At 67.4% G+C, this 24600-nt stretch carries 22 protein-coding genes; 8 read left to right on the top strand and 14 right to left on the bottom strand.

Annotation, left to right across the window (positions count from 1 at the left end):
* Window positions 1-114 precede the first annotated feature (114 nt).
* From CFB41_RS12435 to CFB41_RS12425, 3 genes are read right to left on the bottom strand one after another with little or no spacing between them, the layout of a single operon-like run.
* Window positions 115-369, bottom strand: a complete 255-nt coding sequence (locus CFB41_RS12435; protein WP_089456687.1) for a hypothetical protein — start codon at window positions 367-369, stop codon at window positions 115-117.
* A 14-nt stretch (window positions 370-383) separates the two neighbouring features.
* The gene (locus tag CFB41_RS12430) at window positions 384-692 is read right to left on the bottom strand and encodes a type II toxin-antitoxin system RelE/ParE family toxin (protein WP_089426040.1); all 309 of its coding nucleotides are present in this window, start codon (window positions 690-692) and stop codon (window positions 384-386) included.
* Window positions 689-967 (bottom strand): YlcI/YnfO family protein, encoded by a 279-nt coding sequence (locus tag CFB41_RS12425; protein ID WP_089457179.1) that lies wholly within the window; start codon window positions 965-967, stop codon window positions 689-691. Before CFB41_RS12425 ends, CFB41_RS12430 begins: the two co-directional genes overlap by 4 nt.
* Before the next feature lie 156 nt (window positions 968-1123).
* Between CFB41_RS12425 and CFB41_RS12420 the strand changes: the two genes are divergently transcribed.
* From CFB41_RS12420 to mctP, 3 genes are all read left to right on the top strand, one after another.
* The gene (locus CFB41_RS12420; protein WP_089456686.1) at window positions 1124-2041 is read left to right on the top strand and encodes a spermidine synthase; all 918 of its coding nucleotides are present in this window, start codon (window positions 1124-1126) and stop codon (window positions 2039-2041) included.
* A 198-nt stretch (window positions 2042-2239) separates the two neighbouring features.
* Window positions 2240-2482, top strand: a complete 243-nt coding sequence (locus tag CFB41_RS12415; protein WP_011352801.1) for a DUF3311 domain-containing protein — start codon at window positions 2240-2242, stop codon at window positions 2480-2482.
* On the top strand, window positions 2479-4029 hold the full coding sequence (mctP, locus tag CFB41_RS12410; protein WP_089456685.1) for a monocarboxylate uptake permease MctP: 1551 nt from the start codon (window positions 2479-2481) through the stop codon (window positions 4027-4029). The genes CFB41_RS12415 and mctP overlap by 4 nt, the downstream gene beginning before the upstream one ends.
* Before the next feature lie 67 nt (window positions 4030-4096).
* Here mctP and CFB41_RS12405 read toward each other — a convergent pair whose 3' ends face one another.
* The 5 genes from CFB41_RS12405 to CFB41_RS12385 all read right to left on the bottom strand — a co-directional run bounded on the left by CFB41_RS12405 (window position 4097) and on the right by CFB41_RS12385 (window position 9237).
* On the bottom strand, window positions 4097-4552 hold the full coding sequence (locus CFB41_RS12405; RefSeq protein ID WP_089456684.1) for a VOC family protein: 456 nt from the start codon (window positions 4550-4552) through the stop codon (window positions 4097-4099).
* 251 nt (window positions 4553-4803) lie between these two features.
* Complete coding sequence (tal, locus tag CFB41_RS12400) at window positions 4804-5757, bottom strand: transaldolase (protein ID WP_089456683.1); 954 nt, start codon at window positions 5755-5757, stop codon at window positions 4804-4806.
* A gap of 168 nt (window positions 5758-5925) precedes the next feature.
* Window positions 5926-7137 (bottom strand): benzoate/H(+) symporter BenE family transporter, encoded by a 1212-nt coding sequence (locus CFB41_RS12395; protein ID WP_089456682.1) that lies wholly within the window; start codon window positions 7135-7137, stop codon window positions 5926-5928.
* A gap of 54 nt (window positions 7138-7191) precedes the next feature.
* Window positions 7192-8367, bottom strand: coding sequence for a VWA domain-containing protein (locus tag CFB41_RS12390; RefSeq protein WP_089456681.1), 1176 nt, complete (start codon window positions 8365-8367; stop codon window positions 7192-7194).
* Between the two features lie 27 nt (window positions 8368-8394).
* Entirely contained in the window at window positions 8395-9237 is an 843-nt protein-coding gene (locus tag CFB41_RS12385) for a MoxR family ATPase (protein WP_089426034.1), read from the bottom strand.
* Window positions 9238-9482: 245 nt separating this feature from the next.
* Here CFB41_RS12385 and CFB41_RS12380 point away from each other — a divergent pair, with 245 nt between their 5' ends.
* Window positions 9483-9842, top strand: coding sequence for a c-type cytochrome (locus tag CFB41_RS12380; RefSeq protein ID WP_011352793.1), 360 nt, complete (start codon window positions 9483-9485; stop codon window positions 9840-9842).
* A gap of 40 nt (window positions 9843-9882) precedes the next feature.
* Entirely contained in the window at window positions 9883-10242 is a 360-nt protein-coding gene (locus CFB41_RS12375; protein WP_011352792.1) for a cytochrome c, read from the top strand.
* Between the two features lie 85 nt (window positions 10243-10327).
* On the opposite strand, the gene CFB41_RS12370 is transcribed toward CFB41_RS12375, so the two are convergent.
* Window positions 10328-10762, bottom strand: coding sequence for a DUF1841 family protein (locus tag CFB41_RS12370; RefSeq protein WP_089456680.1), 435 nt, complete (start codon window positions 10760-10762; stop codon window positions 10328-10330).
* A gap of 294 nt (window positions 10763-11056) precedes the next feature.
* Here CFB41_RS12370 and CFB41_RS12365 point away from each other — a divergent pair, with 294 nt between their 5' ends.
* Complete coding sequence (locus CFB41_RS12365) at window positions 11057-11986, top strand: DMT family transporter (RefSeq protein WP_089456679.1); 930 nt, start codon at window positions 11057-11059, stop codon at window positions 11984-11986.
* Window positions 11987-12136: 150 nt separating this feature from the next.
* Here CFB41_RS12365 and nth read toward each other — a convergent pair whose 3' ends face one another.
* Both nth and rsxB read right to left on the bottom strand, forming a co-directional pair.
* Complete coding sequence (gene nth / locus CFB41_RS12360; protein WP_042976184.1) at window positions 12137-12781, bottom strand: endonuclease III; 645 nt, start codon at window positions 12779-12781, stop codon at window positions 12137-12139.
* Window positions 12778-13779 (bottom strand): electron transport complex subunit RsxB, encoded by a 1002-nt coding sequence (gene rsxB, locus CFB41_RS12355; RefSeq protein WP_089456678.1) that lies wholly within the window; start codon window positions 13777-13779, stop codon window positions 12778-12780. The genes nth and rsxB overlap by 4 nt, the downstream gene beginning before the upstream one ends.
* A 156-nt stretch (window positions 13780-13935) precedes the next feature.
* Between rsxB and CFB41_RS12350 the strand changes: the two genes are divergently transcribed.
* Complete coding sequence (locus CFB41_RS12350) at window positions 13936-14568, top strand: TetR family transcriptional regulator (RefSeq protein WP_039370405.1); 633 nt, start codon at window positions 13936-13938, stop codon at window positions 14566-14568.
* Between the two features lie 88 nt (window positions 14569-14656).
* Here the strand turns inward: CFB41_RS12350 and CFB41_RS12345 are convergent, their stop codons facing one another.
* The gene (locus CFB41_RS12345; protein WP_089456677.1) at window positions 14657-16126 is read right to left on the bottom strand and encodes a polyhydroxyalkanoate depolymerase; all 1470 of its coding nucleotides are present in this window, start codon (window positions 16124-16126) and stop codon (window positions 14657-14659) included.
* Between the two features lie 212 nt (window positions 16127-16338).
* Window positions 16339-18168: a glycoside hydrolase family 15 protein gene (locus tag CFB41_RS12335; RefSeq protein WP_089440715.1), complete on the bottom strand. Its 1830-nt coding sequence runs from the start codon at window positions 18166-18168 to the stop codon at window positions 16339-16341.
* A 166-nt stretch (window positions 18169-18334) separates the two neighbouring features.
* Between CFB41_RS12335 and CFB41_RS12325 the strand changes: the two genes are divergently transcribed.
* On the top strand, window positions 18335-19582 hold the full coding sequence (locus CFB41_RS12325) for a lactonase family protein (RefSeq protein ID WP_089456676.1): 1248 nt from the start codon (window positions 18335-18337) through the stop codon (window positions 19580-19582).
* A gap of 122 nt (window positions 19583-19704) precedes the next feature.
* On the opposite strand, the gene CFB41_RS38580 is transcribed toward CFB41_RS12325, so the two are convergent.
* Complete coding sequence (locus tag CFB41_RS38580) at window positions 19705-24561, bottom strand: DNA translocase FtsK (protein ID WP_089456675.1); 4857 nt, start codon at window positions 24559-24561, stop codon at window positions 19705-19707.
* Window positions 24562-24600 lie beyond the last annotated feature (39 nt).

The raw sequence follows: 24600 nt of genomic DNA, 5'->3' as shown, positions 1-24600 counted from the left end.
TTACCCAAGTACCTTCCGACTGTGTTGGTTGCTGGGAGGTATCTATAGGTTCGCGCTCTCATAGGGCGTTTTGCCTAGCGTCATTCTCGTGTCGACTTTGAGTGCGACATTGATTCAGTTGTCGCTTCCCCGTCTCCATCTCGGTTTTTCCCCTTTCATCCAGCATACGCCAATTAGCACGATGGAGAGCACCGCGATGCACGTGGCATAGGCGTAAGGTAACCTGTCCGGCGGTACCAGCCATGCGCTTGCGACGATCCCTAAAAGATAAACCGACAACACGACCCAGCCCTGCCACGCGACCGGCAACCCCCATCCCCAGCCGTAGCGTTTCGCCGGGAACCAGATCTTCTTGTCGGTCAATTTCATGGGGTACCTCGTCGTCAATGGTAGTCGCTTTCCCGCTGGTGACGTACGGCAAGGATCGTCACCGTATGGCTGTCGTCGATTTCGAACAATGCAACATAACCGGACGCACCGAACGGGATGATCAACTCCCGCAGAAACGGCATCGACGGATGGACTTTACGGCAGGTGAACGGAGACGATTCGAGCGTAGCGATGCCCGAAGCAATGGCCGCCAGCGCGCGCTCGGCCACGTCGACATCGGCCTCGTCCCGATCGACGACGAACGCATAGAGTCGGTCCAGATCATCGGTTGCCGCAAGCGTAAAGCGAACCGTATACGTCATCGAGCCTGACGCTTCCTGTCACGGAGTGAGTCGAGCCGTCGACCCAGCCGCTCGAGAACCTCGGAAGACGACACATATTCGCCAGTACGGCGGGCCTCGTCCCGTGACGCAAGGCCGCGTGCAATAAATTCACTTTGGAGACGGCGGCGTTCGATGCCTTCGCGGATCGATTGCTCGACGAAACTCGACAGCGTTTCGCCTTCCTGAAGGACGTCTTCGGCGGCGTCGCGCAGTTCCGGTTCGACCCGAACCGACGGAAAAGTGGCGGTTTTCATCATTGACCTCAGTGCATCGCAATTGCGATGCATTATCGTCCACGTTGCCGATGGCTGCAAGTCGGCTGATCGGCCGAGTATCGCCGGCGGCTCCAGCCCTCCACCAATGCTATCCTCTCGTCCGCTAAAACCAGCTTCACCCAGCGAGATTCACACATGACCCGACTGATCAAGCGCGCGTCCGCCGAGGCGCGCGCGTCCAAGCGCAGCAAGCCGTCCGCGTACAACGGCTCCGACAAACTCCAGCCGCCGCGCGTGAAGCGCCGCCCGGAGATCGACGAACACGACGACGTACCGGTGCTCGAAGCCCCGCGCAAACCGCGCTTCGCGCCCGTCACGTTCTCGGAAGAGGGCGGCGTGCGCTTCCTGCACTTCGGTACCGAATGGGTGCAGGGCGCGATGCGGATCTCGAAGCCGCTGCATATCGAGCTCGAATACGCACAGCAGATGATGGCGTGGCTACTGTTCCTCGAAACGCCCGAGCGGATCGTCCAGCTCGGGCTCGGCACCGGCGCGCTGACCAAGTTCTCGCACCGCTTCCTGCCGCACGCGAAGGTCGAGGCCGTCGAGCTGAACCCGGCCGTGATCGTCGCCGCGCGCACGATGTTCGCGCTGCCGCCCGACGATGCACGCCTCGCCGTGCATGAAGCCGACGCGTGGGATTTCGTCAACGACCCGGCCAACCGCGGCACGACGGGCGCGATCCAGATCGACCTGTACGACGCGACCGCGCGCGGCCCCGTGCTCGACAGCGTCGCGTTCTACCGTGCGGTGCGCGGCTGCCTCGCGGATGCTGGCATCGCGACGATCAACCTGTTCGGCGATCATCCGAGCTTCGTGCGCAACATGAAGCACCTGAACGCGGCGTTCGACCACCGCGTGATCGCGCTGCCGGAAGTGCATGACGGCAACCGGATCGCGATCGCGTTCTCGGGCCCCGCGCTCGACGTGTCGTTCGCGCAGCTCGACGAACGCGCGAAGCTGATCGAGGACACGCTGAAGCTGCCCGCGCGCAAGTGGGTGAAAGCCTTGAAAGAAACGACCGGCGCACGCGACACCGCGTTCGCGATCTGACGCTTCATGCACCGACGGCATGCCGGTGCAACCACGCGACAAGGGGCGGATCACCTCGGGTTCGCCCCTGCTTGACCGCGTGCGAGCGGCTCCTATACTGGCGCGAAGCCAGGGGAGCCGCAGCCTACCCGTTTTGCGCTCCTCTCGGCGCCGTACCCGCTCAACAAGATCGATAACCGGGAAAGATGAGGAGACGTCATGGCTCACGATGCCGACGCCAACCGGGCCGCCAAGCGCTGGCTCTGGCTGCTGGTACTGCCGCTGATTGCGATGGTCTGGGTACCGTCGTACAGCAAGATCGAACCGCAATGGTTGGGTTTTCCGTTTTTCTACTGGTACCAGCTGCTTTGGGTCTTCATTAGCGCGGTGATCACTGCGTTCGTGTACTTCAAGACCAAGAACGCGTGGAAGGCGAGCGGCCCGCAGGGAGGTGCGCGATGAATCTCGGCGCAACCTTCGTCTTCGTGCTGCTGTTCATCGGCGTCACGATCATCGGTTTCCTGGCCGCGAACTGGCGGCGCGGCGATCTCGCCCATCTCGACGAATGGGGCCTCGGCGGCCGCCGCTTCGGCACGATCGTCACGTGGTTCCTGCTCGGCGGCGACCTCTACACGGCCTACACGTTCGTCGCGGTGCCCGCACTCGTGTTCGGCGCCGGCGCGATGGGCTTCTTCGCGCTGCCGTACACGATCCTGATCTATCCGTTCGCGTTCGTCGTGTTTCCGAAGCTGTGGAGCATCGCGAAGCGGCACGGCTACGTGACGGCCGCCGACTTTGTCAACGCGCGCTACGGCAGCCGGATGCTCGCGCTCGCGATCGCGGTGACGGGCATCGTCGCGACGATGCCGTATATCGCGCTGCAGCTCGTCGGCATCGAGGTGGTGATCGGTGCGCTCGGCTTCGACACGACCGGCTTCGTCGGCGACCTGCCGCTGATCATCGCGTTCGCGATCCTCGCCGCGTACACGTACACGTCGGGCCTGCGCGCGCCCGCGATGATCGCGATCGTCAAGGACATCCTGATCTACATCACGATCGCCGCGGCGGTCATCGTGATTCCGGCGAAGCTCGGCGGCTTCGGGCACATCTTCGCGAGCGTGCCGCCCGCGAAGCTGCTGCTGAAGGCGCCCGACGCGATGAGCCTGAACGGCTACAGCGCGTACGCGACGCTCGCGATCGGCTCGGCGCTCGCGCTGTTCCTGTATCCGCACTCGGTGACGGCGATCCTGTCGTCGTCGTCCGGCAACTCGATCCGCCGCAACATGGCGATGCTGCCGGCGTATTCGTTCGTGCTCGGCCTGCTGGCGCTGCTCGGCTACATGGCGCTCGCATCGGGCGTGAAGGACATGCCGCAGTACGCGCCGTACTTCAAGGCGTTCGGCCCGAACTTCGCGGTGCCCGCGCTGTTCCTCCAGTATTTCCCGTCGTGGTTCGTCGGCGTCGCGTTCGCGGCGATCGGCATCGGCGCGCTGGTGCCGGCGGCCATCATGTCGATCGCGGCCGCGAACCTCTACACGCGCAATATTCACCGCGAGTTCGTGAACCGCAACATGTCGCACGAGCAGGAAACGCACGTCGCGAAGCTGGTGTCGCTGATCGTGAAGGTCGGCGCGGTGGCGTTCATCCTCGGGTTGCCGCTGACCTACGCGATCCAGCTGCAGCTGCTCGGCGGGATCTGGATCATCCAGACGCTGCCGGCGATCGTGCTCGGCCTGTACACGCGCGTGCTCGACCATCGCGGCCTGCTGGCCGGCTGGGCGGCAGGCATCGTGTGCGGCACGTGGATGGCGATCTCGCTGAAGCTGGCCAGCTCGATCTTCACGATCCACCTGTTCGGCCTTGCGATTCCCGGCTACGCGGCCGTGTGGTCGCTGGTCGTGAACCTGGTGGTGGCGGTGGCGGTGAGCGTGCTGGTGCGCGTGATGGGCATGGCGCATGCGGAGGATCGCACGCGGCCGGAGGACTATCTCGACGTGGTGGAAGGCTGACGCCGCCTGCACGGCCACGCAATGAAAAAGCCCGCCACCGGCAAGGTGGCGGGCTTTGTCTTTCGTGTTATCCCTGCGCGCGCTCCGCGAGGTTCTCGCGCTGCGAGAGATCCTCGACGTTGACCATCCAGTGCACGCCGAAGCGATCCTTCGCCATCCCGAAGCCGAGCGCCCAGAACGTCTTGCCGAACGGCATCGTCACTTCGCCGCCGTCGGCGAGCGCATCGAACAGCTTCTGGCCTTCCTCGACCGTCGCCGGGTTCAACGACAGCGAATAGCCGGCGTGCATGCCGCCGCCGGGCTGGCTGCAGTCGCCGTCCGAGCACATGATCATCGAGTCGCCGATCGTGAAGCTCGCGTGCATCACCTTGTCGGCGATCTCCGGCGCAATCGTGTAGTCGGGATTCGGCGGCGCGTCCTTGAAGTGCATCTTGAACATCGTCTTCGCACCGAGTGCCTTTTCGTAGAACTGAAGGGCTTCCTCGGCGCGACCGTAGAACGTCAGGTACGGTTGGACTTGCATCGTTGTCTCCTGTAGTGGGGAGCCGGCCTGCGCATCTGCGCGGAATCGGCGTCGTGCAAGACTGACTGGGAAAGAGCGCCTCGGGAAGCGGCCGACGCACCCGTGACGTGGATTGTAGTGCGCGTGCTTGACGATGGAATGAAAATTAAAAACGGCCGCGAACATGACGTTCGCGGCCGTGTGCGGCGCGCGTGCTGACGGCTGTTGCCAGTGTTGCTGACAGCCGCTGACGCTTGTCGTGGCTCAGCGGCTCAGCGCAGCGAGTCGATCAGCTTCTCGAGCTTCACCGCATCGGCGGCGAATACGCGGATGCCTTCGGCGAGCTTTTCGGTTGCCATCGCGTCGTCGTTCAGCTGGAAGCGGAACGCGGCCTCGTCGATCGCGACACGCGCGGCGGGCTTGTCCTGCAGCGCTTCCGGCGACAGCTTGCGCGTGACCGTTTCGTTGCTGTCCTGCAGCTTCTGCAGCAAATCGGGACTGATCGTCAGCAGGTCGCAGCCGGCGAGCTCGGTGATCTGGCTGGTCGTGCGGAAGCTCGCGCCCATCACTTCGGTCGTGTAGCCGAACGTCTTGTAGTACGTGTAGATGCGGCGCACCGACTGCACGCCCGGATCGTTCGCACCACCGTCCTTCTCTTCATTCCACTCGGCGCCGGCCTGCTTCTTGAACCAGTCGTAGATGCGGCCGACGAACGGCGAGATCAACTGCGCACCGGCTTCCGCGCATGCAGCAGCCTGCACGAGCGAGAAAAGCAGGGTCATGTTGCACTTGATCCCTTCCTTCTGCAGCACTTCGGCCGCGCGGATGCCTTCCCACGTCGACGCGAGCTTGATCAGGATGCGCTCGCGACCGATGCCGGCTGCTTCGTACAGCTTGATGAGTTCGCGGCCCTTGTCGATCGAGCGCTGCGTATCGAACGACAGGCGTGCGTCGACCTCGGTCGACACGCGGCCCGGGATCAGCTTCAGGATCTCGGTGCCGAATGCGATCAGCAGGCGGTCGATGATGAAATCGGTGCTTTCGTTGCGATGATCGCGGACGGTTTTCTCGAGGATCGGCTTGTACGCATCCTTCTGGACGGCTTTCAGGATCAGCGACGGATTCGTGGTCGCGTCCTGCGGCTGGTATTGCGCAAGCTGCTGGAAATCGCCCGTGTCGGCGACGACGGTCGTGTACTGCTTCAGCTGGTCGAGTGCGGTAGTCATGGCGATTCGGAAGAAGGGCGCAAGGCGCCGGGTTCTCACGGGCCGCGCGAACGCGGCGGCGAAGCGAGGCGGCGCCGGGCACCGCCTCCGATCCGCTATTCTAGGCCCGATTCGTGTCGGGCACGTTCTGGCGTGTCCGAAGGCCGCAGCGGCGGGCGCGGTGCCGCGTCACGCGGGGCGGCGCGCGTTCAGGATCACCTGCGTGACGATCCCCGCGACGAGCCCCCAGAATGCCGAGCCGATCGACAGCAGCGTGAGGCCCGACGCGGTGACCATGAACGTGACGAGCGCGGCTTCGCGCTGCTTCACGTCCTGCATCGCGTTCGCGAGGCCGCTCATGATCGAGCCGAACAGCGCGAGCGCCGCGACCGACACGACGAGCGCCTTCGGCAGCGCCGCGAACAGCGCGGCGATCGTCGCCCCGAAGATCCCCGCGACCAGGTAGAACGTGCCGCACCACACGGCGGCCGTGTAGCGTTTCGCGTGATCCTCGTGCGCTTCCGGGCCGGTGCAGATCGCGGCCGTGATCGCCGCGAGGTTGACGCCGTGCGAGCCGAACGGCGCGAGCAGCAGCGACGCGAGGCCGGTGGTCGCGATCAGCGGCGACGACGGGGTCCGATAGCCGTCCGCGCGCAGCACCGCAATGCCCGGCACGTTCTGCGACGCCATCGCGACGACGAACAGCGGGATGCCGATGCTGACGATCGACGCGATCGAGAACGCGGGCATCGTGAACACGGGCTTCGCGAACGCGATGTGAAAGCCGCTGAAGTCGAGCAGGCCGAGACCGCCGGCGACTGCCGTGCCGACGATCAGCGTTGTCACGATCGCGTAGCGCGGCGCGAGCCGCTTGACGATCAGGTAGGTGAAGAACATCGCGAGCACGAGCGCCGTCTGGAACTGCGCGGCGCGGAAGATCTCGATGCCGATCTCGAACAGGATGCCCGCGAGCAGCGCGGCTGCGATGCCGGCCGGAATCTTGCGCATCAGCGTGTCGAACAGCCCGCTCACGCCGACGGCCGTCAGCAGCACCGCGCAGACGACGAATGCGCCGATTGCCTCGGGGTAGGGCACGCCGGGCAGCGAGGCGATCAGCAGCGCGGCGCCGGGCGTCGACCACGCGACGACGACGGGCGCGCGAAAGCGCAGCGACAGGCCGATCGTCGTCAGCGCCATGCCGATCGACAGTGCCCAGATCCACGACGAGATCTGCGCATCGGTGAGGTGGGCGGCGCGGCCGGCCTGGAACATCAGCACGAGCGAACTCGTATAGCCCGTCATCATCGCGACGAAGCCGGCGACGAGGGCCGAGACGGACGTATCGGCAAAAAAGCGGCGGCCGCCGGCGCGGCTGGCGCTCGCGGTGGGCGAGGGGTTCATGCTATCTCCGGGGGGAGGCCGCTCGGACGCGGCCTTCGTGTCTGGGTGGGGGCGTTACTTGCTGAGTGCGCGCATCGCGGTTTCGAGGCCCGCGAGCGTGAGCGGATACATGCGATGGCCGAGCAGGTCGCGGATCACCGCGACCGACTGCCGGTATTCCCATAGCCGCTCGGGCTCGGGATTCAGCCATGCATGATGGGGGAACTGGTCGGCGAGGCGGCGCAGCCATACGGCGCCGGCTTCCGGGTTGTTGTACTCGACCGAGCCGCCGGGCTGCAGCACTTCGTACGGGCTCATCGTTGCATCGCCGACGAAGATCAGCTTGTAGTCGGGCGTGAACTTGTGCAGCACGTCCCACGTCGCGGTGCGTTCCGAGTGGCGGCGGCGGTTGTTCTTCCACATGTGGTCGTACACGCAGTTGTGGAAGTAGAAGAATTCCAGGTGCTTGAATTCGGCCTTCGCGGCGGAGAACAGCTCTTCGGTGCGCTTGATGTGATCGTCCATCGAGCCGCCGACGTCGAGCAGCATCAGCACCTTCACGTTGTTGTGGCGCTCGGGCACCATCCGCAGGTCGAGCCAGCCCGCGTTCGCGGCGGTGCTGCGGATCGTGCCGGGCAGGTCGAGCTCCTCGGCGGCGCCTTCGCGCGCGAAGCGGCGCAGCCGCCGCAGCGCGACCTTGATGTTGCGCGTGCCGATCTCGACGGAATCGTCGTAGTCGCGATACGCGCGTGCTTCCCACACCTTCACCGCGGTGCGGTTGCCGTTCGACGGGCCGCCGATGCGCACGCCTTCCGGGTTGTAGCCGCCGTGCCCGAACGGCGACGTGCCGCCGGTGCCGATCCACTTGTTGCCGCCTTCGTGGCGCTCCTTCTGCTCGTCGAGCAGTGCCTTCAGGCGCTCCATCAGCTTGTCGAGCCCCCCCATCGCCTCGATCTGCGCCTTCTCTTCAGGCGACAGCTCGCGCTCGAGGCGCTTCTCGAGCCAGTCGAGCGGAATGTCGAACGCTTCGGACGGCAGCGCGGACACGCCGTGGAAATACGCGCCGAACGCCTGGTCGAACTTGTCGAAGTACTGCTCGTCCTTGACGAGCGTCATCCGTGCGAGGAAGTAGAACGCGTCGATCGACGGCGAGATCAGCCCGGCCTTCAGCGATTCGAGCAGCGTCAGGTATTCCTTCACCGAGACGGGCAGCTTGGCTGCGCGCAGCGCGTAGAAGAAATTGAGCAGCATGGCCGGGCCTTCGCGGGTGAGAGAGGATTACCGGTTGTGCCGGTTCATGTAGACGAGCCGTTCGAGCAGGCTCAGGTCCTGCTCGTTCTTCAGCAGCGCGCCCGCGAGCGGCGGGACGATCTGCTTCGCATCCACGCCGCGCAACTGGTCGGCCGGGATGTTCTCGGCGAGCAGCAGCTTCAGCCAGTCGAGCAGCTCGGATGTCGACGGCTTCTTCTTCAGGCCCGACACGCCGCGCAATTCGAAGAAACTCTCGAGCGCCGCGCGCAGCAGCTCCTCGCGGATGTCCGGGAAATGGACCGCGACGATCTTCTGCATCGTCGCCGGGTCGGGAAACTGGATGTAGTGGAAGAAGCAGCGGCGCAGGAACGCGTCGGGCAGCTCCTTCTCGTTGTTCGACGTGATGATGACGAGCGGGCGGTGCTTCGCGCGGACCGTTTCCCGTGTTTCGTACACGTGGAACTCCATCCGGTCGAGCTCGCGCAGCAGGTCGTTCGGGAATTCGATGTCGGCCTTGTCGATCTCGTCGATCAGCAGCACGCTCGGGTGCTCGGCATCGAACGCCTGCCACAGCACGCCCTTGACGATGTAGTTCGAGATGTCCTTCACGCGCGCGTCGCCGAGCTGCGAATCGCGCAGCCGCGAGACTGCGTCGTATTCGTACAGGCCCTGCTGCGCCTTCGTGGTCGACTTGATGTGCCACTGCAGCAGCGGCATGTCGAGCGCGGCGGCCACTTCCTCGGCGAGCATGGTCTTGCCGGTGCCGGGCTCGCCCTTGATCAGCAGCGGGCGTTGCAGCGTCAGCGCGGCATTGACCGCGAGCTTCAGATCGTCGGTGGCGACGTAGTGCGAGGACCCTTCGAAACGCATGGCGGCGCTCTTCTCAATCGGGGAAAAAACCCAGTATAAGTCAGAAGGGCTGTCCGGTTGGGCCACGCCCGCGTATCGTTGCGGGGCTGTGGCGGGGCGAACCGGGGTGCCTTGTGGACGCGTTCCCCGCCGACGCGGTACAATCTGGCCGTTTTTTTTGGCCTGCGTGGCGACCTGATAAGCATAACGGCGCGGGCCGTTGCCGCTTCGGCGCCAGTTTCCCCTCAAGCTAGGTTACAAGAGCTATGAACAAATTCGTCGGCAAACACGTCGTTGTCGCAGCGCTCGTGGCGCTCGCGGGCAGCGCGCAGGCGGCCGGTGTGGTCGGCAACCCGAAGGACGGGGCGAGCAAGGCCGCCATGTGCATCGGTTGCCACGGCATCCAGGACTACCGCGCGGCGTACCCGGAGGTCTACCGGGTGCCTGTCCTCGGCGGCCAGAACCAGCAATACCTCGAGAACGCGCTGAAGGCCTATCGCAAGAAGGATCGTCACTTCCCGTCGATGAATGCGATCGCCGGTTCGCTGACGGACCAGGACATCGCGGATCTGGCGGCGTACTACGCCGTCCAGAAGGCCGACACGAAGGACAATCCCTACAAGTAAAGCGCGCGCCGCCGATCTGACCGGCGGGACAGGAGCATTCATGAACAACGCATTCAAGACGGCGGCGGTTGCACTGGCGGCCGGCCTCGCGATCGGTACCGCGCACGCGGCGGACACCACGAAGGGCAAGGAACTGGTCGAATCGCACAACTGCGCCGCCTGCCACGGCGCGCAGATGAACAAGCCGATCAACGCCGAATATCCGCGCCTCGCGGGCCAGCACGCCGACTACCTCGTGTGGGCGATGCGCCAGTACCAGATGGGCCTGACGAATCCGCTGCTCGGTCGCAACAACGCGATCATGCAGGCGCAGGTGCAGAGCCTGTCGGTCAGCGACATGAAGGACATCGCGGCCTACATCGAGTCGCTGAAAGAAACCGATCTCGTGTTCAAGAAGTAAGCGCGACGGGCCCGACGGGCTCGCGCAGCAAAAATACCCCGCCATGGCGGGGTATTTTTTTGTCCGCGCGCCGGCGCCGCGGCGCTCAGTCGCGCGACGCGCGACGCAGGATGCGCTGCAGGTACGCGTCGGTATCGGGCGGCGTGCTCGTGCGCTGGGCTTCCCAGATCGTCTCGCCGAGGCATTCCATGATCACGTGCTGCGCGTCGTGGGTCGAGTCGAGCTTGGCCGCGAGCTTGTCGTGTGCGGCGCGGATGCCGGGCGGCTGGTCGATCGACAGCTGCTCGCTGATCGCGAGATGCATCGACAGGTGCAGGAACGGGTTCGTGCGGCCTTCCTCGGGCGTGTACTCGCGCGCGGTTACGCCGTCGGCGTCGGCGAGTTCGTCGTGGTATTCGGGATGCTCGACGATCCAGTCGGCTGCCATTGCTTCCAGCGGTGTCAGGATCTCGCCGGCGCGCTGCTTGCGCCAGGTCTCGGTGAAAAAGCGACGCACTTCGTCGCGGCTTGGATTGAACATGGTGGGGAAACGTCGTGATTCGGACGGCGTGATGCCGCGTCGCGCATTGTACGCCGGGTCGGCGCACGGCGCTGGCGGCGGGCGCGGAGCGGGGTTTGCAGTGGCAATGGCGGCAGTGGTGTCAGTGGCGGTCGCCCACGGGTCGCCCACGGGTCGCGCCGGCGCGCGGCGCGGGCCGGTCGTCGGTGCCCGCCACCGGCGCCGGGGAACGGGTAAGCGCGGGCTAGGCTCGCGGCCGCCGCGCCGTTACACTCCGACGATTTCCGTCGCCACGCCGCTCGCGCCCGTTTCGTCATGACCACCACCGCCCGCCCGTCGTCCACCGCCCTGCAGGGCACGCTCTACGTCGCGCTGTCCGCCGCCGCATTCGGCGCGATGGCGATCTTCGGCCGCTACGCGTATGCGGCCGGCGTCGACGTGCTCGGGCTGCTGATCGTGCGCTTTGCGATCGGCGGCGCGGTGCTCGCCGCGATCGCCCGGCATCGCCGTGTCGCGTGGCCGCGCGGGCGTGCGCTCGCGCCGCTCGTGGCGATGGGCGCGCTCGGCTACGTCGGGCAGTCGTTCTGCTATTTCAGTGCGCTGCAGCACGCGCAGGCGAGCCTCGTCGCGCTGCTGCTGTACCTGTATCCGGCGTTCGTCACGCTGCTGGCCGCGTGGTGGCTCGGCGAGCGCCTCACGCGCGCGAAGGCCGTCGCGCTCGTGCTGTGCGTCGCGGGTTCGGCGCTGATGGTCGGCGGCGGGCATGGCGAGCCGCTCGGGATCGCGCTCGCGCTGGCCGCCGCGGTGATCTATTCGCTGTACATCGTCGGCGGCACGAAGGCGACGCGCGGCGTCGATCCGCTCGCGACCACCGCGATCATCTGCCTGTCGGCAACCGCGACGCTCGTGGCGATCGCCGTCGTGCGGACCGCCGCGTTCGCCGCGCCGCCGCGCTGGCCCGCGACGGCCGGCGGCTGGGCGTCGATGCTCGCGATCGCGCTCGTGTCGACGGTGGCGGCGATGCTCGCGTTCTTTGCCGGGCTCGAACGGCTCGGGGCCGCGCGCACGTCGATGCTGTCGACGCTCGAACCGGTCGTGACGGTCGCGCTTGCGGCGCTGCTGTTCGGCGAAGCGCTGTCGCCGCTGCAGTGGGCGGGTGGCGTCGCGATTCTGGCTGCCGTGCTGGCGCTGGTGCGCGCGGGCGGCGCGGCGGCAGACGACGCGACGGCGACTTCCAACGCATAGCCTGGACGGGGTAAGCGGGGGCGATGGTGCGAGTGGCGACGCGCTATCGTGGTTGCGGTTAGACGGCCGGTCAACGGCCGACGCGGCGCGCATCGTGCGCCCGGCCGCCTGGCGCCGGGCGGCCTGCGGCCAGTCAGCCGCGGTGGCGCGTCATTCGTTCGGCGGCGGCGTCTTCGGCCGGAATTCGCACAGTGGTTCGATCGCGCAGTGCCAGCACTCGGGCTTGCGGGCCTTGCACACGTAGCGCCCGTGCAGGATCAGCCAGTGATGCGCGTCCTGCAGGAATTCCTTCGGCGTGAACTTCTCGAGCGCGGCCTCGACGGCGCGCACGTCCTTGCCCGGCGCGAGCCCGGTGCGGTTCGCGACGCGGAAGATGTGCGTGTCGACCGCGATCGTCGGCTGGCCGAATGCGGTGTTCAGCACGACGTTCGCGGTCTTGCGGCCGACGCCCGGCAGCCCTTCGAGCGCTTCGCGATCGGCCGGAACCTCGCCGTCGTAGCGGTCCAGCAGGATCCGGCACGTCGCGACCACGTTCTTCGCCTTGGTCCGGTACAGGCCGATCGTCTTGATGTACTCGGTGACGCCTTCTTCTCCGAGTGCGACGATTTGTCGCGGGGTATTCGCGACGGGAAACATCTTCCGCATCGCCTTGTTGACCGATACGTCGGTCGCCTGCGCGGACAGCATCACGGCGATCAGCAACTCGAACGGCGTCGAGTATTCGAGCTCGGTGGTCGGATGCGGATTGAGGCTCTGCAGCGTTTCGTAGATCGCGCGTCGTTTGCTGGCGTTCATGGAGCGTTCGGGTCGGGCCGGGCGGACGGGCCATCCGGGCCGTCGTTGCCTGCGTCGTTTTTTTCGTCGTTGCCGCTCGCGGCGGCCGCTTCGGCATCGCGCTGGGCCTGCTGTTCGGCGAGCCGCTTGCGACGCGCCTCGGCCGCGTCGATCTGCGCCTGGACGGCCGCGCTCACGCCTTCGGTGTTCTTCGGCACGGCGCCTTGCCCGGACAGCTCTTCCTTCTTCTTGCGCGCCCGTTCGAGCGCGGCGGCGATGATCGCGCGCTTCTTCGCTTCGGCGTCGTCCGCGGGTGCGGCGGCCGGCGCGGCGGACGGCGTTTCCGCTTGTGCCGCAGCCGGTTTCGCGGCACTCGCCGCGCGGCGTGCGGCCGCGCGCGCTTCGGCGGCCTCGCGCTCGCGGCGCTGGCGCGCGAGCCGCAGGTCGTGGTGCTCGCGTGCGGCGTTGGCCTGCTCCTGGGACCACGCGTCCCAGCCGGTGCGTTCGCCGGTCACCGGCAGCATCGCGATACAGTCGACCGGGCAGGGCGGCACGCACAGGTCGCAACCGGTGCACTGCGACGCGATGATCGTGTGCATCTGCTTCGGCGCGCCGACGATCGCGTCGACCGGGCACGCCTGCATGCACAGCGTGCAGCCGATGCACAGGCTCTCGTCGATGAAGGCGACCGCGCGCGGATGCTCGCTGCCGTTGACGGGGTTCAGCGGAATCACCGGTTTGCCGAGCAGGCTCGACAGGCGCGCGATGCCTTCGGCGCCGCCGGGCGGGCACTGGTTGTAGTTCGCATCGCCGGCGGCGATCGCCTCGGCGTACGGGCGGCAGCCGTTATAGCCGCACTTCGTGCATTGCGTCTGGGGAAGCAGATCTTCGATGCGATCTGCGAGTGTTTTGGAATCGGTCACGGTGACAACGGGCGCAGCGGCGCCGAATGGCTCTCGGCCGCGTCGGGCGCGGCCGGAAAGGTTTGCCAAAGCTCGATTATCGCCGATTTCCCGCATTGCGCTGGACGCCGTCTGTGCGCATAATCGAACCGCTTTTTTGCAGGGGCTCAGCAGGAGGGCGGCCGCCCGCGGCGCGCCCGTTCCAGGGCGGCCGGCGCCAAGGCGGTGGGGGTGCCGGTTCGGATCAAGCGGCTCACATAGCAAAACGCCACCATGAATCAGCCAAAAATCAAAAGAGATCCTGAAGGTACGCGCCGCCGCATCCTGATGGCGGCAGCCGAAGAGTTCGCGAGTGGAGGGCTGTTCGGCGCGCGCGTCGACCAGATCGCGCGCCGGGCCGAAACCAACGAGCGCATGCTCTATTACTACTTCGGCAGCAAGGAACAGCTGTTCACGGCGGTGCTCGAACACGCGTTCTCCGCGCTCACCGAGGCCGAGCGCGAGCTCGATCTCGATGGCGTCGCGCCGGTCGAAGCCGTCACGCGGCTCGCGCATTTCGTTTGGGACTACTACCGCGACCACCCGGAACTGCTCAGGCTCATCAACAACGAGAACCTGCACGAAGCGCGCTACCTGCACAAGTCGACGCGGATCCGCGAGATGATGTCGCCGATCGTCGCGAAGCTCGGCAACGTGCTGACGCGCGGCCAGAAGGCCGGGCTGTTCCGCACCGACGTCGATCCGCTGCGCTTCTACGTGACGCTGTCGGGGCTCGGCTACTACATCGTATCGAACCGCTTCACGCTCGCCGCGACGCTCGGCCGCGACTTCACCGACGCCGACGAGCGCGCCGAGATGGTGCGGATGAACACCGAAGTGCTGCTCGCGTATCTGCTGCGGCGCTGATGCGCTGACCGCGCTGAAGCGGCCGCCCGATGTAAAAACGCCGCCGTGCGCAGGCAACGGCGGCGTTTTTTCGTCGGAACGCGGTGCGTCAGGCGGCCTTGCGCGTGCGCACGGCTTTTGCGCGCGGGCTGCCGGCGGCGGCGCGTTTCGCGGCCGGTGCGGCCTTGGCGGGGGCGGCGGCCTTCGCCGGTGCCTTCGCGCGCTTCGCTGCCGTGGCGCGCGTCGTTTCGGCCGGTGCGTCGCCGGCCGGCACGGCGGAGAGCGTCTTCGCGGCCGGCGCTGCCGGGGCATCCTTCGTCGCACCGTGCTTCGGCTCCGGTGCATGCTCGCGGATGAAATCGCGCAGTTGCGGATAGATGATCGTGCGCCAACGGCGGCCCGAGAAAATCCCGTAGTGACCGCACTTCTCGGCGGTCAGGCTGCGGCGCTGGTCCTGCGGGATGCCCGTGCACAGCTCGTGCGCGACGTGCGTCTGGCCGCTGCCCGAGATGTCGTCGAGTTCGCCCTCGATCGTCATCAGCGCGGTGTGCCGGATGTCCTGCGGACGCACGCGCTCGCCTTCGACGTCCCACGTGCCTTCGGCCAGGCGGAATTCCTGGAACACGACGCGGATCGTCTCGAGGTAATACTCGGCGGCCATGTCGAGCACCGCGTTGTATTCGTCATAGAAGCGGCGGTGCGCTTCGGCGTCGTCCTCGTCGCCGCGCAGCAGGCTCTGGTAGAAATCCCAGTGCGATTGCGCATGCCGCTCCGGGTTCATCGCGACGAAGCCCGTGTGCTGCAGGAAGCCCGGATACACCTGGCGGCCTTCGCCCGGATAGTTCGCCGGCACCGTGTGGATCACGTTGTTCTCGAACCATGCGGTGGAGTGCTGCGTGGCGAGCGAATTCACCGACGTCGGGCTGCGGCGCGCATCGATCGGGCCGCCCATCATCGTCATCGTGAGCGGCGTGTCCTCGCCGCGGCTCGCCATCAGCGAGATCGCCGCGAGCACCGGCACCGTCGGCTGGCACACCGAGATCACGTGCAGGTTGCGCGCGCCGATGTGACGGATGAACTCCTGGATGTACGCGATGTAGTCGTGCAGGTGGAACGGGCCGGTCTCGACCGGCACCATCCGCGCGTCGATCCAGTCGGTGATGTAGACCTTGTGATCCTGCAGCAGCGTGCGCACGGTGTCGCGCAGCAGCGTCGAGTGGTGGCCCGACAGCGGTGCGCAGACCAGCACGACCGGTTCGTCCTTCAGTTGCGTGACGGCGTCGGCGTCGTCCGAATAGCGCTTGAAGCGCAGCAGCCGGCAGAACGGCTTCTCGACGATCGTCTGCTCGACGATCGGGATGTTGTGGCCGTCCTTGACGATCTGATGAATGTTGAATTCGGGCTTCTCGTAATCCTTGCCGAGCCGGTACATCAGCTCGTACGCGGCGGCCATCCGCGGCGCGCCGGGCATCAGCGAGAACGGGCTGGACGGATTGGCGAACGATTTGGACGCGGCCTGGGCCCAGGCCGTCAGCGGGCTCAGCATGGCGCGCTGGAATTCGTGCAGTTGGTAAAGCATGCAGACTACTCCCGCGTGGGGGACGGTGCGCAAGGGCGGCGTGGGGCGTCGCGGCGTGCCGTGTGGGTCAGCGACCGGCCATGTTGCATTGCAGCCGGACAATCGCGTCGATCATATCGGACAACGATGGGTGGTGCAATGCAACATTTCCCCGATTTTTCATCAAAGTTTTGCGATTTGACGTTATCTGACCAAGCCGCCCGCGCCCCCGTTCAGCGCCCCGTCGCCACGGCCGGCGCAGGCTGGCCGGCCGCGCGCGCCATTGCGTCCTCGTGGTGCATCAGGTTCATCGCGGTATGCACGAGCGCCACGTGCGAGAACGCCTGCGGGAAGTTGCCGACGAGCCGCCCGGCCACCGGGTCGTACTCCTCCGCGAGCAGCCCGAGGTCGTTCGACAGCGCGAGCAGCCGGCTGAACAGGCGGTGCGCGTCGTCGATCCGGCCCAGCAGCGCGTAGTTGTCGACCAGCCAGAAGCTGCACGCGAGAAACGTGCCTTCGCCGGGCGGCAGGCCGTCGTCGTATTCGGTCGTGCGGTAGCGCATCACGAGCCCGTCGTGCAGCAATTCCCGCTCGATCGCCTCGACCGTGCCGACGATGCGCGGATCTTCCGGCGGCAGGAAGCCGAGCAGCGGCATCAGCAGCACGCTGGCGTCGAGCTCGTCGCTGCCGTAGCTCTGTGCAAACGCCTGTTTGCTTTCATGCCACGCGTTGGCGCACACGTCGGCATGGATCTGGTCGCGCAGCGCACGCCAGCGGTCGAGCGAGCCGGGCAGCCGGAACATCTCCGCCGACTTGATCGCGCGGTCGAACGCGACCCACGCCATCACCTTCGAGAATGTGAAATGGCGGCGCCCGCCGCGCGTTTCCCAGATGCCTTCGTCGGGCTCCTGCCAGATCTTCTCGAGATGGTCGAGCAGCGCGCACTGCACGGACCAGACCGTGTCGTCGGCCTGCAGGCCGCCCACCCGCGCGAGGTGCAGCGCGGCCATCACCTCGCCGAACACGTCGAGCTGGAGCTGGTTCGCGGCGCCGTTGCCGATGCGCACCGGCTTCGAGTCCTGGTAGCCGGGCAGCCAGTCGAGCTCCATTTCCGGCAACCGGCGTTCGCCGGCGATCCCGTACATGATCTGGATCTGCTCGGGCGAGCCGGCCATCACCCGGCCGAGCCACGTGCGCCACGCGCGGGCCTCGTCGTAGTAGCCGCCGCGCATCAGCGCGAGCAGCGTGATCGTCGCGTCGCGCAGCCAGCAGTAGCGGTAGTCCCAGTTGCGGTTGCCGCCGATCTTCTCGGGCAGCGACGTGGTCGGCGCCGCGACGATGCCGCCGGTCGGCTCGTACGCGAGCGCCTTCAGCGTGATCAGCGAGCGGCGCACGGCGGCCGCGTAGCGGCCCTGCACCTGGCAGCGGCCCGACCATTCGAGCCAGTAGTTCTCGGTACGCGCGAGCATCGACAGCGGGTCGCGGGCGGGCGGCAGCCGCAGGTGGGATGCCGCGTAGCTGAGCGAGAACGGCACGCGCTCGTCGGCGCTCACCGTGAATTCCGCGAGCGTGTGGAGATTCTTGCCGGTGAGCGGCACCGGCGTGCGCAGCACGACGGTGTCGGGGCCCGCGATCGCCTTCATGCCGTCCTCGCGGGTCAGCTGCGTGACCCACGGGATCGAGAAGCCGTAGTCGAAGCGCAACACCAGCTCCATGCGCATCTTCATCGTGCCGTGGCGGCCGACGACGATCCGCACGAGTTCGGACCAGCCGTTGCCGGGCGGCATGAAGTCGACCACGGTGACGGCGCCGTCGGCGCTTTCGTAGTCGGTTTCGAGAATCAGCGTGTCGCCGCGATAGCGGCGCGTCGTGTGCGTGATCGCGGCGTCGGCGGCCGGCGCGAGCAGCCAGCGGCCGTGCTCGGGGGTGCCGAGAAGCGCCGCGAAGCAGGCGCCCGAATCGAAGCGGGGCCAGCACAGCCAGTCGACGGAGCCGTCTTTTGCGATCAGCGCGGCAGTGTGGCCGTCGCCGACGAGGGCGTAGTCTTCGATCAGGGCAGGCATGGGCAGGCGATCCTTGGGTATTCGAGTTCACAATGCGGACGACGGCGGCCAAGGCTTCACGCGCTGGCACCGCGCCCCGTATACTCGGCCGGGCGGCGGAGCGCATGAACGGCCGGCGTTTCGTCCTATCTCAACACTTGAAGCGACTCGATGCAAGGAGGATTCAATGCCCAACCGTTTACGCGAGCGTGATGCACGCGCTTCGACACGAGGGTTCCCGCTTAGGCTCGCTCACTGGATGAAAGGTTTCGCGCTCGTGCTTTCCCTTTCCGCGACCCACGCATTTGCGCAGCAATCGCCCGCCCCGGCCGACGGCGTCTACAACCTGCTCGTCGGCACCTATACGGGCGGCGGCAGCGACGGCATCTATGTTTACCGCTTCGATACGAAAACCGGCAGTGTTGCGCCCGTGTCGTCGGCGAAGACCGTGAATCCGTCGTATCTGTTGCCGAGCCGCGACGGTCGCACCGTCTACGCGGTCAACGAACTGCCCGGCGACGACGGGCCGGCCACGACACGCGGCGGCGTCAGCGCGTTCCGCTTCGACGCGAAGACGGGCGCGTTGAGCTTCATCGACCGCGTGTCGTCGGAAGGGAACGATCCTTGCTATCTCGCGCTGTCGCCCGACGGCAAGTACCTCGTGACCGCCAACTACTCGGTCGCGAAGGATCCGGGCGGCAGCTTCGCGGTGTTTCCGCTGCGCGACGACGGCGCGGTCGGGCAGGCCGCGCTGACCGTGCACCATGAAGGCACGGGGCCCGTGAAGGGCCGCCAGGACGGCGCGCACGTGCATTCGACGGTGTTTTCACCGGACGGCCGTTACCTGTTCGTGCAGGATCTCGGCGCGGACAAGATCTACGGCTACCGCTATACGGTGGACGGCAGCCGCGGGCTGATCAGCCCGACGGACACGCGCTACACGCCGGTGAAGGCGGGCTCGGGCCCGCGTCATATGGTGTTCGGCGCCGACGGCCGGTATGCGTACGTGACGAGCGAGCTCAACGCGTCGGTCGAGGTGTTCGGCTACCACGACGGCAAGCTGACGCCGGTCGAGACCGTGTCGATGACCGCGCCGGGCTTCAAGGGCAAGGTCGGCGGCGGTGCGATCCACCTGTCGCCGGACGGCCGCTTCCTGTACGTGAGCAACCGCGGCGACGCGAACGACCTGGTGATCTACGCGGTGAACCAGGCCGACGGCCGGTTGAAGCAGGTCGGCCGCCAGTCGAGCCTCGGCAAGACGCCGCGCGAGTTCCTGATCGATCCGACCGGCAAGTGGCTGATCGTCGGCAACCAGGACAGCGATACGTTCTACGTGTTCAGCCGCAATGTCGAAACGGGGCAGCTCGGCCCGAATCCGCAGAAGGTGGCGGTCGGCAAGCCGGTCGACTTCAAGCTGGTGCCGGTCGCGCAATAAATCGCGGCCGATTCCCGGTCGATGCAAGAAGGGCGCTGCCGATGCAGCGCCCTTCGTTTTTCGGGGCAGCCGGTTTCCCGGCGTGCCCGTATCGGTTGACGGCGACCGCCCGGCTGCGGCGCTCAGTCGGCCGCGGCCGGCACGAGCACCTCGCGGCTGCCGTTGATGCCCATCGGCGACACGAGCCCGGCCGCCTCCATTTGCTCGACGAGGCGCGCGGCGCGGTTGTAGCCGATGCGCAACTGTCGCTGCACCGACGAGATCGACGCGCGCCGCGTACGGACGACGAACGCGACGGCCTCGTCGTACAGCGGATCGGCTTCCGCGTCCGGCGCATCGCCGAACAGGTCCTGCGTCGCGCCGTCGGCGGCCGGGCCGTCGAGGATCCCTTCCTCGTACTGCGGCTCGCCGAACTGCTTCAGGTACTCGACGACCCGGTGCACTTCTTCGTCCGCGACGAACGCGCCGTGCACGCGCTGCGGATAACCGGTGCCCGGCGGCAGGAACAGCATGTCGCCCATCCCGAGCAGCGATTCGGCGCCCATCTGGTCGAGAATCGTGCGCGAGTCGATCTTCGACGACACCTGGAACGCGACGCGCGTCGGGATGTTCGCCTTGATCAGCCCCGTGATCACGTCGACGGACGGACGCTGCGTCGCGAGGATCAGGTGGATGCCGGCCGCACGCGCCTTCTGCGCGAGGCGGGCGATCAGTTCCTCGATCTTCTTGCCGGCGACCATCATCAGGTCGGCCAGCTCGTCGATCACGACGACGATCAGCGGCAGCGTCGACAGCGGCTCCGGATCCTCGGGCGTCAGCGAGAACGGGTTGCCGATCTTCTTTTCCTTCGCCTCGGCATCGCGAATCTTCTGGTTGAAGCCCGCGAGGTTGCGCACGCCGACGGCCGACATCAGCCGGTAGCGCTTTTCCATCTCGCCGACGCACCAGTTCAGTGCGTTCGCCGCGAGCTTCATGTCGGTGACGACCGGCGCGAGCAGGTGCGGGATCCCTTCGTAGACCGACAGCTCCAGCATCTTCGGATCGATCATGATCAGGCGCACGTCCTCGGGCGTCGCCTTGTACAGCAGCGACAGGATCATCGCGTTGATCGCGACCGACTTGCCCGAGCCCGTCGTGCCCGCGACGAGCATGTGCGGCGCCTTCGCGAGATCGGTGACGACCGGGTGGCCGGTGATGTCCTTGCCCATCGCGATCGTCAGCTGCGACGCCGAGTGCTGGTACGGGCGCGACTCGAGAATTTCCGACAGGCGGATCATTTGGCGCTTCGCGTTCGGCAGCTCGAGGCCCATGCAGGTCTTGCCGGGAATCGTCTCGACGACGCGGATCGACGTGAGGCCGAGGCCGCGCGACAGGTCCTTCATCAGCCCGACGATCTGGCTGCCGCGCACGCCGAGCGCGGGTTCGATCTCGAAACGCGTGATCACGGGGCCGGCCGACGCGCCGACCACCGTCACCGGCACCTTGAATTCCTGCAGCCGCTGTTCGATCACCTGTGCGGTTTGCGCGAGGTGTTCGTCGGTGATCGTTTCGATGTCGCCGGACGCGGACGCGGGCTCGAGCAGGTCGAGCGTCGGCAGTTCGACGCTGAACGACGCGGGTGCGTGGAATTCGAAGGCGTTCGGGCGCGGCTGGCGCGCGGGGGTGTCGGGGGCGGGAGAGGCGGCTGCGGCAGGTGCGGCCGGTTCGGTTGCCGGGGTGGTTGCTTCGGCCGGCGGGGCAGTGAAGTTCGCCGATGCGGACAGGCTCGCGCCGGGGATCGTTGCTGCGGGTTGCGGCGGTGCCACGGGCGAGGTGGCTGACGGTGCTGCGGAGACATTCGACACGGACCAGCTTGCCGGCGACGAGGTCGCGGCGGCCGGGGGGGCGAACGTCGTGGCTTCGACGGCTGCAGGTGCGGAAGCGAGCGACGGAGCCAGCGCCGCAGTGGTTGCGCCGAAGGACGTCAGCGAGCCGGCCGGAGCGACGGGCGAATTGGCGATCGGTTGCGCGGGAGTCGCCGCGTCGGTGATGATCGGTGCGACCGCGCCGGAGGACGTTGCCGTCGTGGCGACAGGGGCCGGCGCCACGGGCAGGCCTGCGACCGGCTGCGATGCGATTGCGCCGGTGGGGGCGAATGTGCCGAATGTCGCACCGGTCGACGAGGTCGACGGGGTGGCCGGATGCGTCGGGGCAGGCGCGGCGGATGGAGCCGCGACCGAGCCGGACACGACATTCACGGGCGTCGAGGGAGCGGCCGCCGGCGCGCTCGAACCGGATGCCGAGGCTGTCGGGCTGGCCGTCGACGGCGTCACGGCGGGCGATGCGGATGTTGATGCGCGGGGGAACGAACCGTAAGTCGTGTCCGCAACCGTTGATGCCGACGCGGCTGGCTGCGAAAGCGAGGGCGACGCAGTGCTGGTTACGTTGATCGGAGATGCAGACGTGACGCGGGCTGTGTCCGATGCAGAAGCGGCCGGCTGCGAAAGCGAAGCCGACGCAGCGCCAGTCATGCTGATCGGGGATGTCGGCGCGACGGGTGCCGTGTTCGATGCCGAGGCGGCCGGTTTCGGAAGCGAGGCCGACGTGGCGCCGGTCACGCTGATCGGGGATGCCGGCGCGACGGATGCAGCATTCGAAGTCGAAGCGGCAGGCTGCGAAAGCGAGTTCGACGCAGCGCCGGTTACGCCGATCGCAGATGCCGACGGAACGGCTGTAACGGTCGACGCAGCCGGTTGAGCCGAACCGGATGCCGTGTTGATCACACCATCCGACAAAGCGGTAACGGCGACAGGCGCGATGCCCGAGGCGGATGCAGGCGCTTGCGCGGTCGAACCGTGCGCGGTGCCGACGAGCGGCGACGCAGTGCTTGCCGAAGCCGTTTGCGTCGCGGCAAACGGATGAGCGGCAACCGGCGACTTCGGCACTTCCTCGGTGACAGACGTATTCGTCGTGGCCGGTTGCGCCGTCGAAGGCGTCCACGTCCATGCTGTCGCCGGTGCGGTGCCTTGAGCGATTGCCGCCGGCGGCGCCGCAGGTTCCACCGTGTTCGACTTGGCAGCTTCCAGTGCGGCACTCGATGCGGCCGGTGCCGCCGCCGCAAACGGCCTGGTTTCGGAACTTGCGCGCGGCGTCGTTTCGGCGATCGGCGAAGAGGGGAGGGCCGCGAACGGCGCGATGTTCCCGGCGGGCTTCACGTCGGCGCGCGTATCAGCGATGCCCTGCGGCACGCTGGTCGATGCGGTGCGATCGATTGCAGGAGCGGATTGCGCGGTGGACTTGTCGTCGGTATCGAACGATGCCGGCGGGTTGCTCGTGGCGAGGACTTGGGCCGCCTCGGGCGTTGCTTGCGCGAAGGCGGCATGGGCCGGTTCCGATCCCGTCACATCGGTCGATGACTCGGCGACCGGGTTCCAGGCGGATGCGTCGAACGCGGAAACCGGTTGGCTGGCGAGGTCCTCCCACGGCGCGAGGTCGATGGGCGCGTCGAACGTCGGCGCGGGCGAGATTCCCGATGCCGGTGCGGCAGCGGCATCGTCGGCGTGCCGGATCTCGTCATTGGCGTGATGCGGGCGTGCGGCATCGTCGCTACCCGTATTCGACAACGCGTGCGGTGCGGCGGCGTCGAACGTCACGGCGCCTGCATCGGCGACTGGTGCACGGACAGCGGGGGCTGCCGGATTGAATGCGTCGAGCACGATCGGTGCGTTGTCGTCGTACGCCGGCGCTGGATCGTGGGCGAGCGGAGTACTGGCGTCACGGGCTGCGAGGCCGTGGGCCGCAGAGGCGATCCCACCCGGCACGGCCGCGGCTGCCGGCGCTGCCATGCCGGCAGCCGCCGCGGCCACACCGGCCACGGTTGCCGCGGCCGTCGCCGCGTGCCCGGCATCGTCCTGCGCACCGCCCAGCGTCGCCCACTGCGCGGTGCTGGCCTCGATCGAGCGCAGCGTGTCGTGCACGCTCGGCGCCGGCGTGATCGGCGCGGCGGGTTTTTCCGTCCAGGCATAGAGCGGTGCACGCGCCGGCGTGGGCTGCGCCGGGCGACGTCGTGCCGCATCCGGCGTCAGGCCGGCCGAACCGGCTCCCGCGGCGGGGCGTACCGGCGGGCGTTGCGGCTGCGCGATGGCCGGCCGCGGCGTGACCGTGGTACGCGGCGGGGTCGGCTTCAACGCGGCGGTGGCCGGCCGCGCGGCGGTCGGCCGCGGGCGGACCGGTTCGAATCCGGCAGGAAGCGGGGCTGGATCGGGACGCGGGACTTGCGCGTTCGCGGCTGCGCGCGCGAGGCTGGCGGTGCTGCCGGTCGTCGGCGGCGGCATCGCGCTGGCCGGCGTGATCGCCGCGGGCGGTGTCGGCATGCTGCGCTGGGGCGCCGCGGGCTTCAACCAGCCCGACGGCGCAACAGGTTCCACGTGCGGACGCGCAGGCGTGCTGCTGCGCGGCTTCGGCCGCGCCTGCGGGTCGGGTTTCCACAGCGTCGGGCGCGAATACCGGCCGTTCTGGCGGGGCGCCATCGAATTGACGGTATGCGCGGTGGTCGGCTGGACGATGTCGTCGTCGCGATGCAAGGCGCTGCGCGGCAGGTCGGCGATGCCGCGCGCTTCGTCGTCACCGCCGTCGCGCGCCAGCTTGACGCCGAACGACGTATCGACCCACGCGGCGAACTGCCGCCAGCCGATGCCGGTCAGCCAGGGCAGTCCGGCGAAGAACAGCACGACCATCGCGACCGGCGTGCCGATCGGGCCGAGCACGTGGGCGAAGCCTGCCGAGAACGCATGGCCGAGCGCGTTCGTGTCGGGGCCCGACAGCGGGCTCGTCAGCGTGCAGCTCGCCACGAACACCGCGACGAAGCCGAGCCACAGACGGATCGAGCCGCGGCCGGCAAGCCCGACACCGCCAGGCAGCATCGCCTGCACGAGACGCCAGAAGAGAAGGAGGAACCAGACGGCGGAGATGCCGAACCAGCCGAAGACAACCGTGTGCATGCTTTGAAACAGGAGTGGGGCGGGGCGCGCGGGGCGCGA

The organism is Burkholderia sp. AU33803, from assembly GCF_002223095.1.
Classification (GTDB): domain Bacteria; phylum Pseudomonadota; class Gammaproteobacteria; order Burkholderiales; family Burkholderiaceae; genus Burkholderia.
The sequence above is the reverse complement of the archived record's forward strand: the minus strand, read 5'-3'. Positions and strand labels throughout refer to the sequence as shown.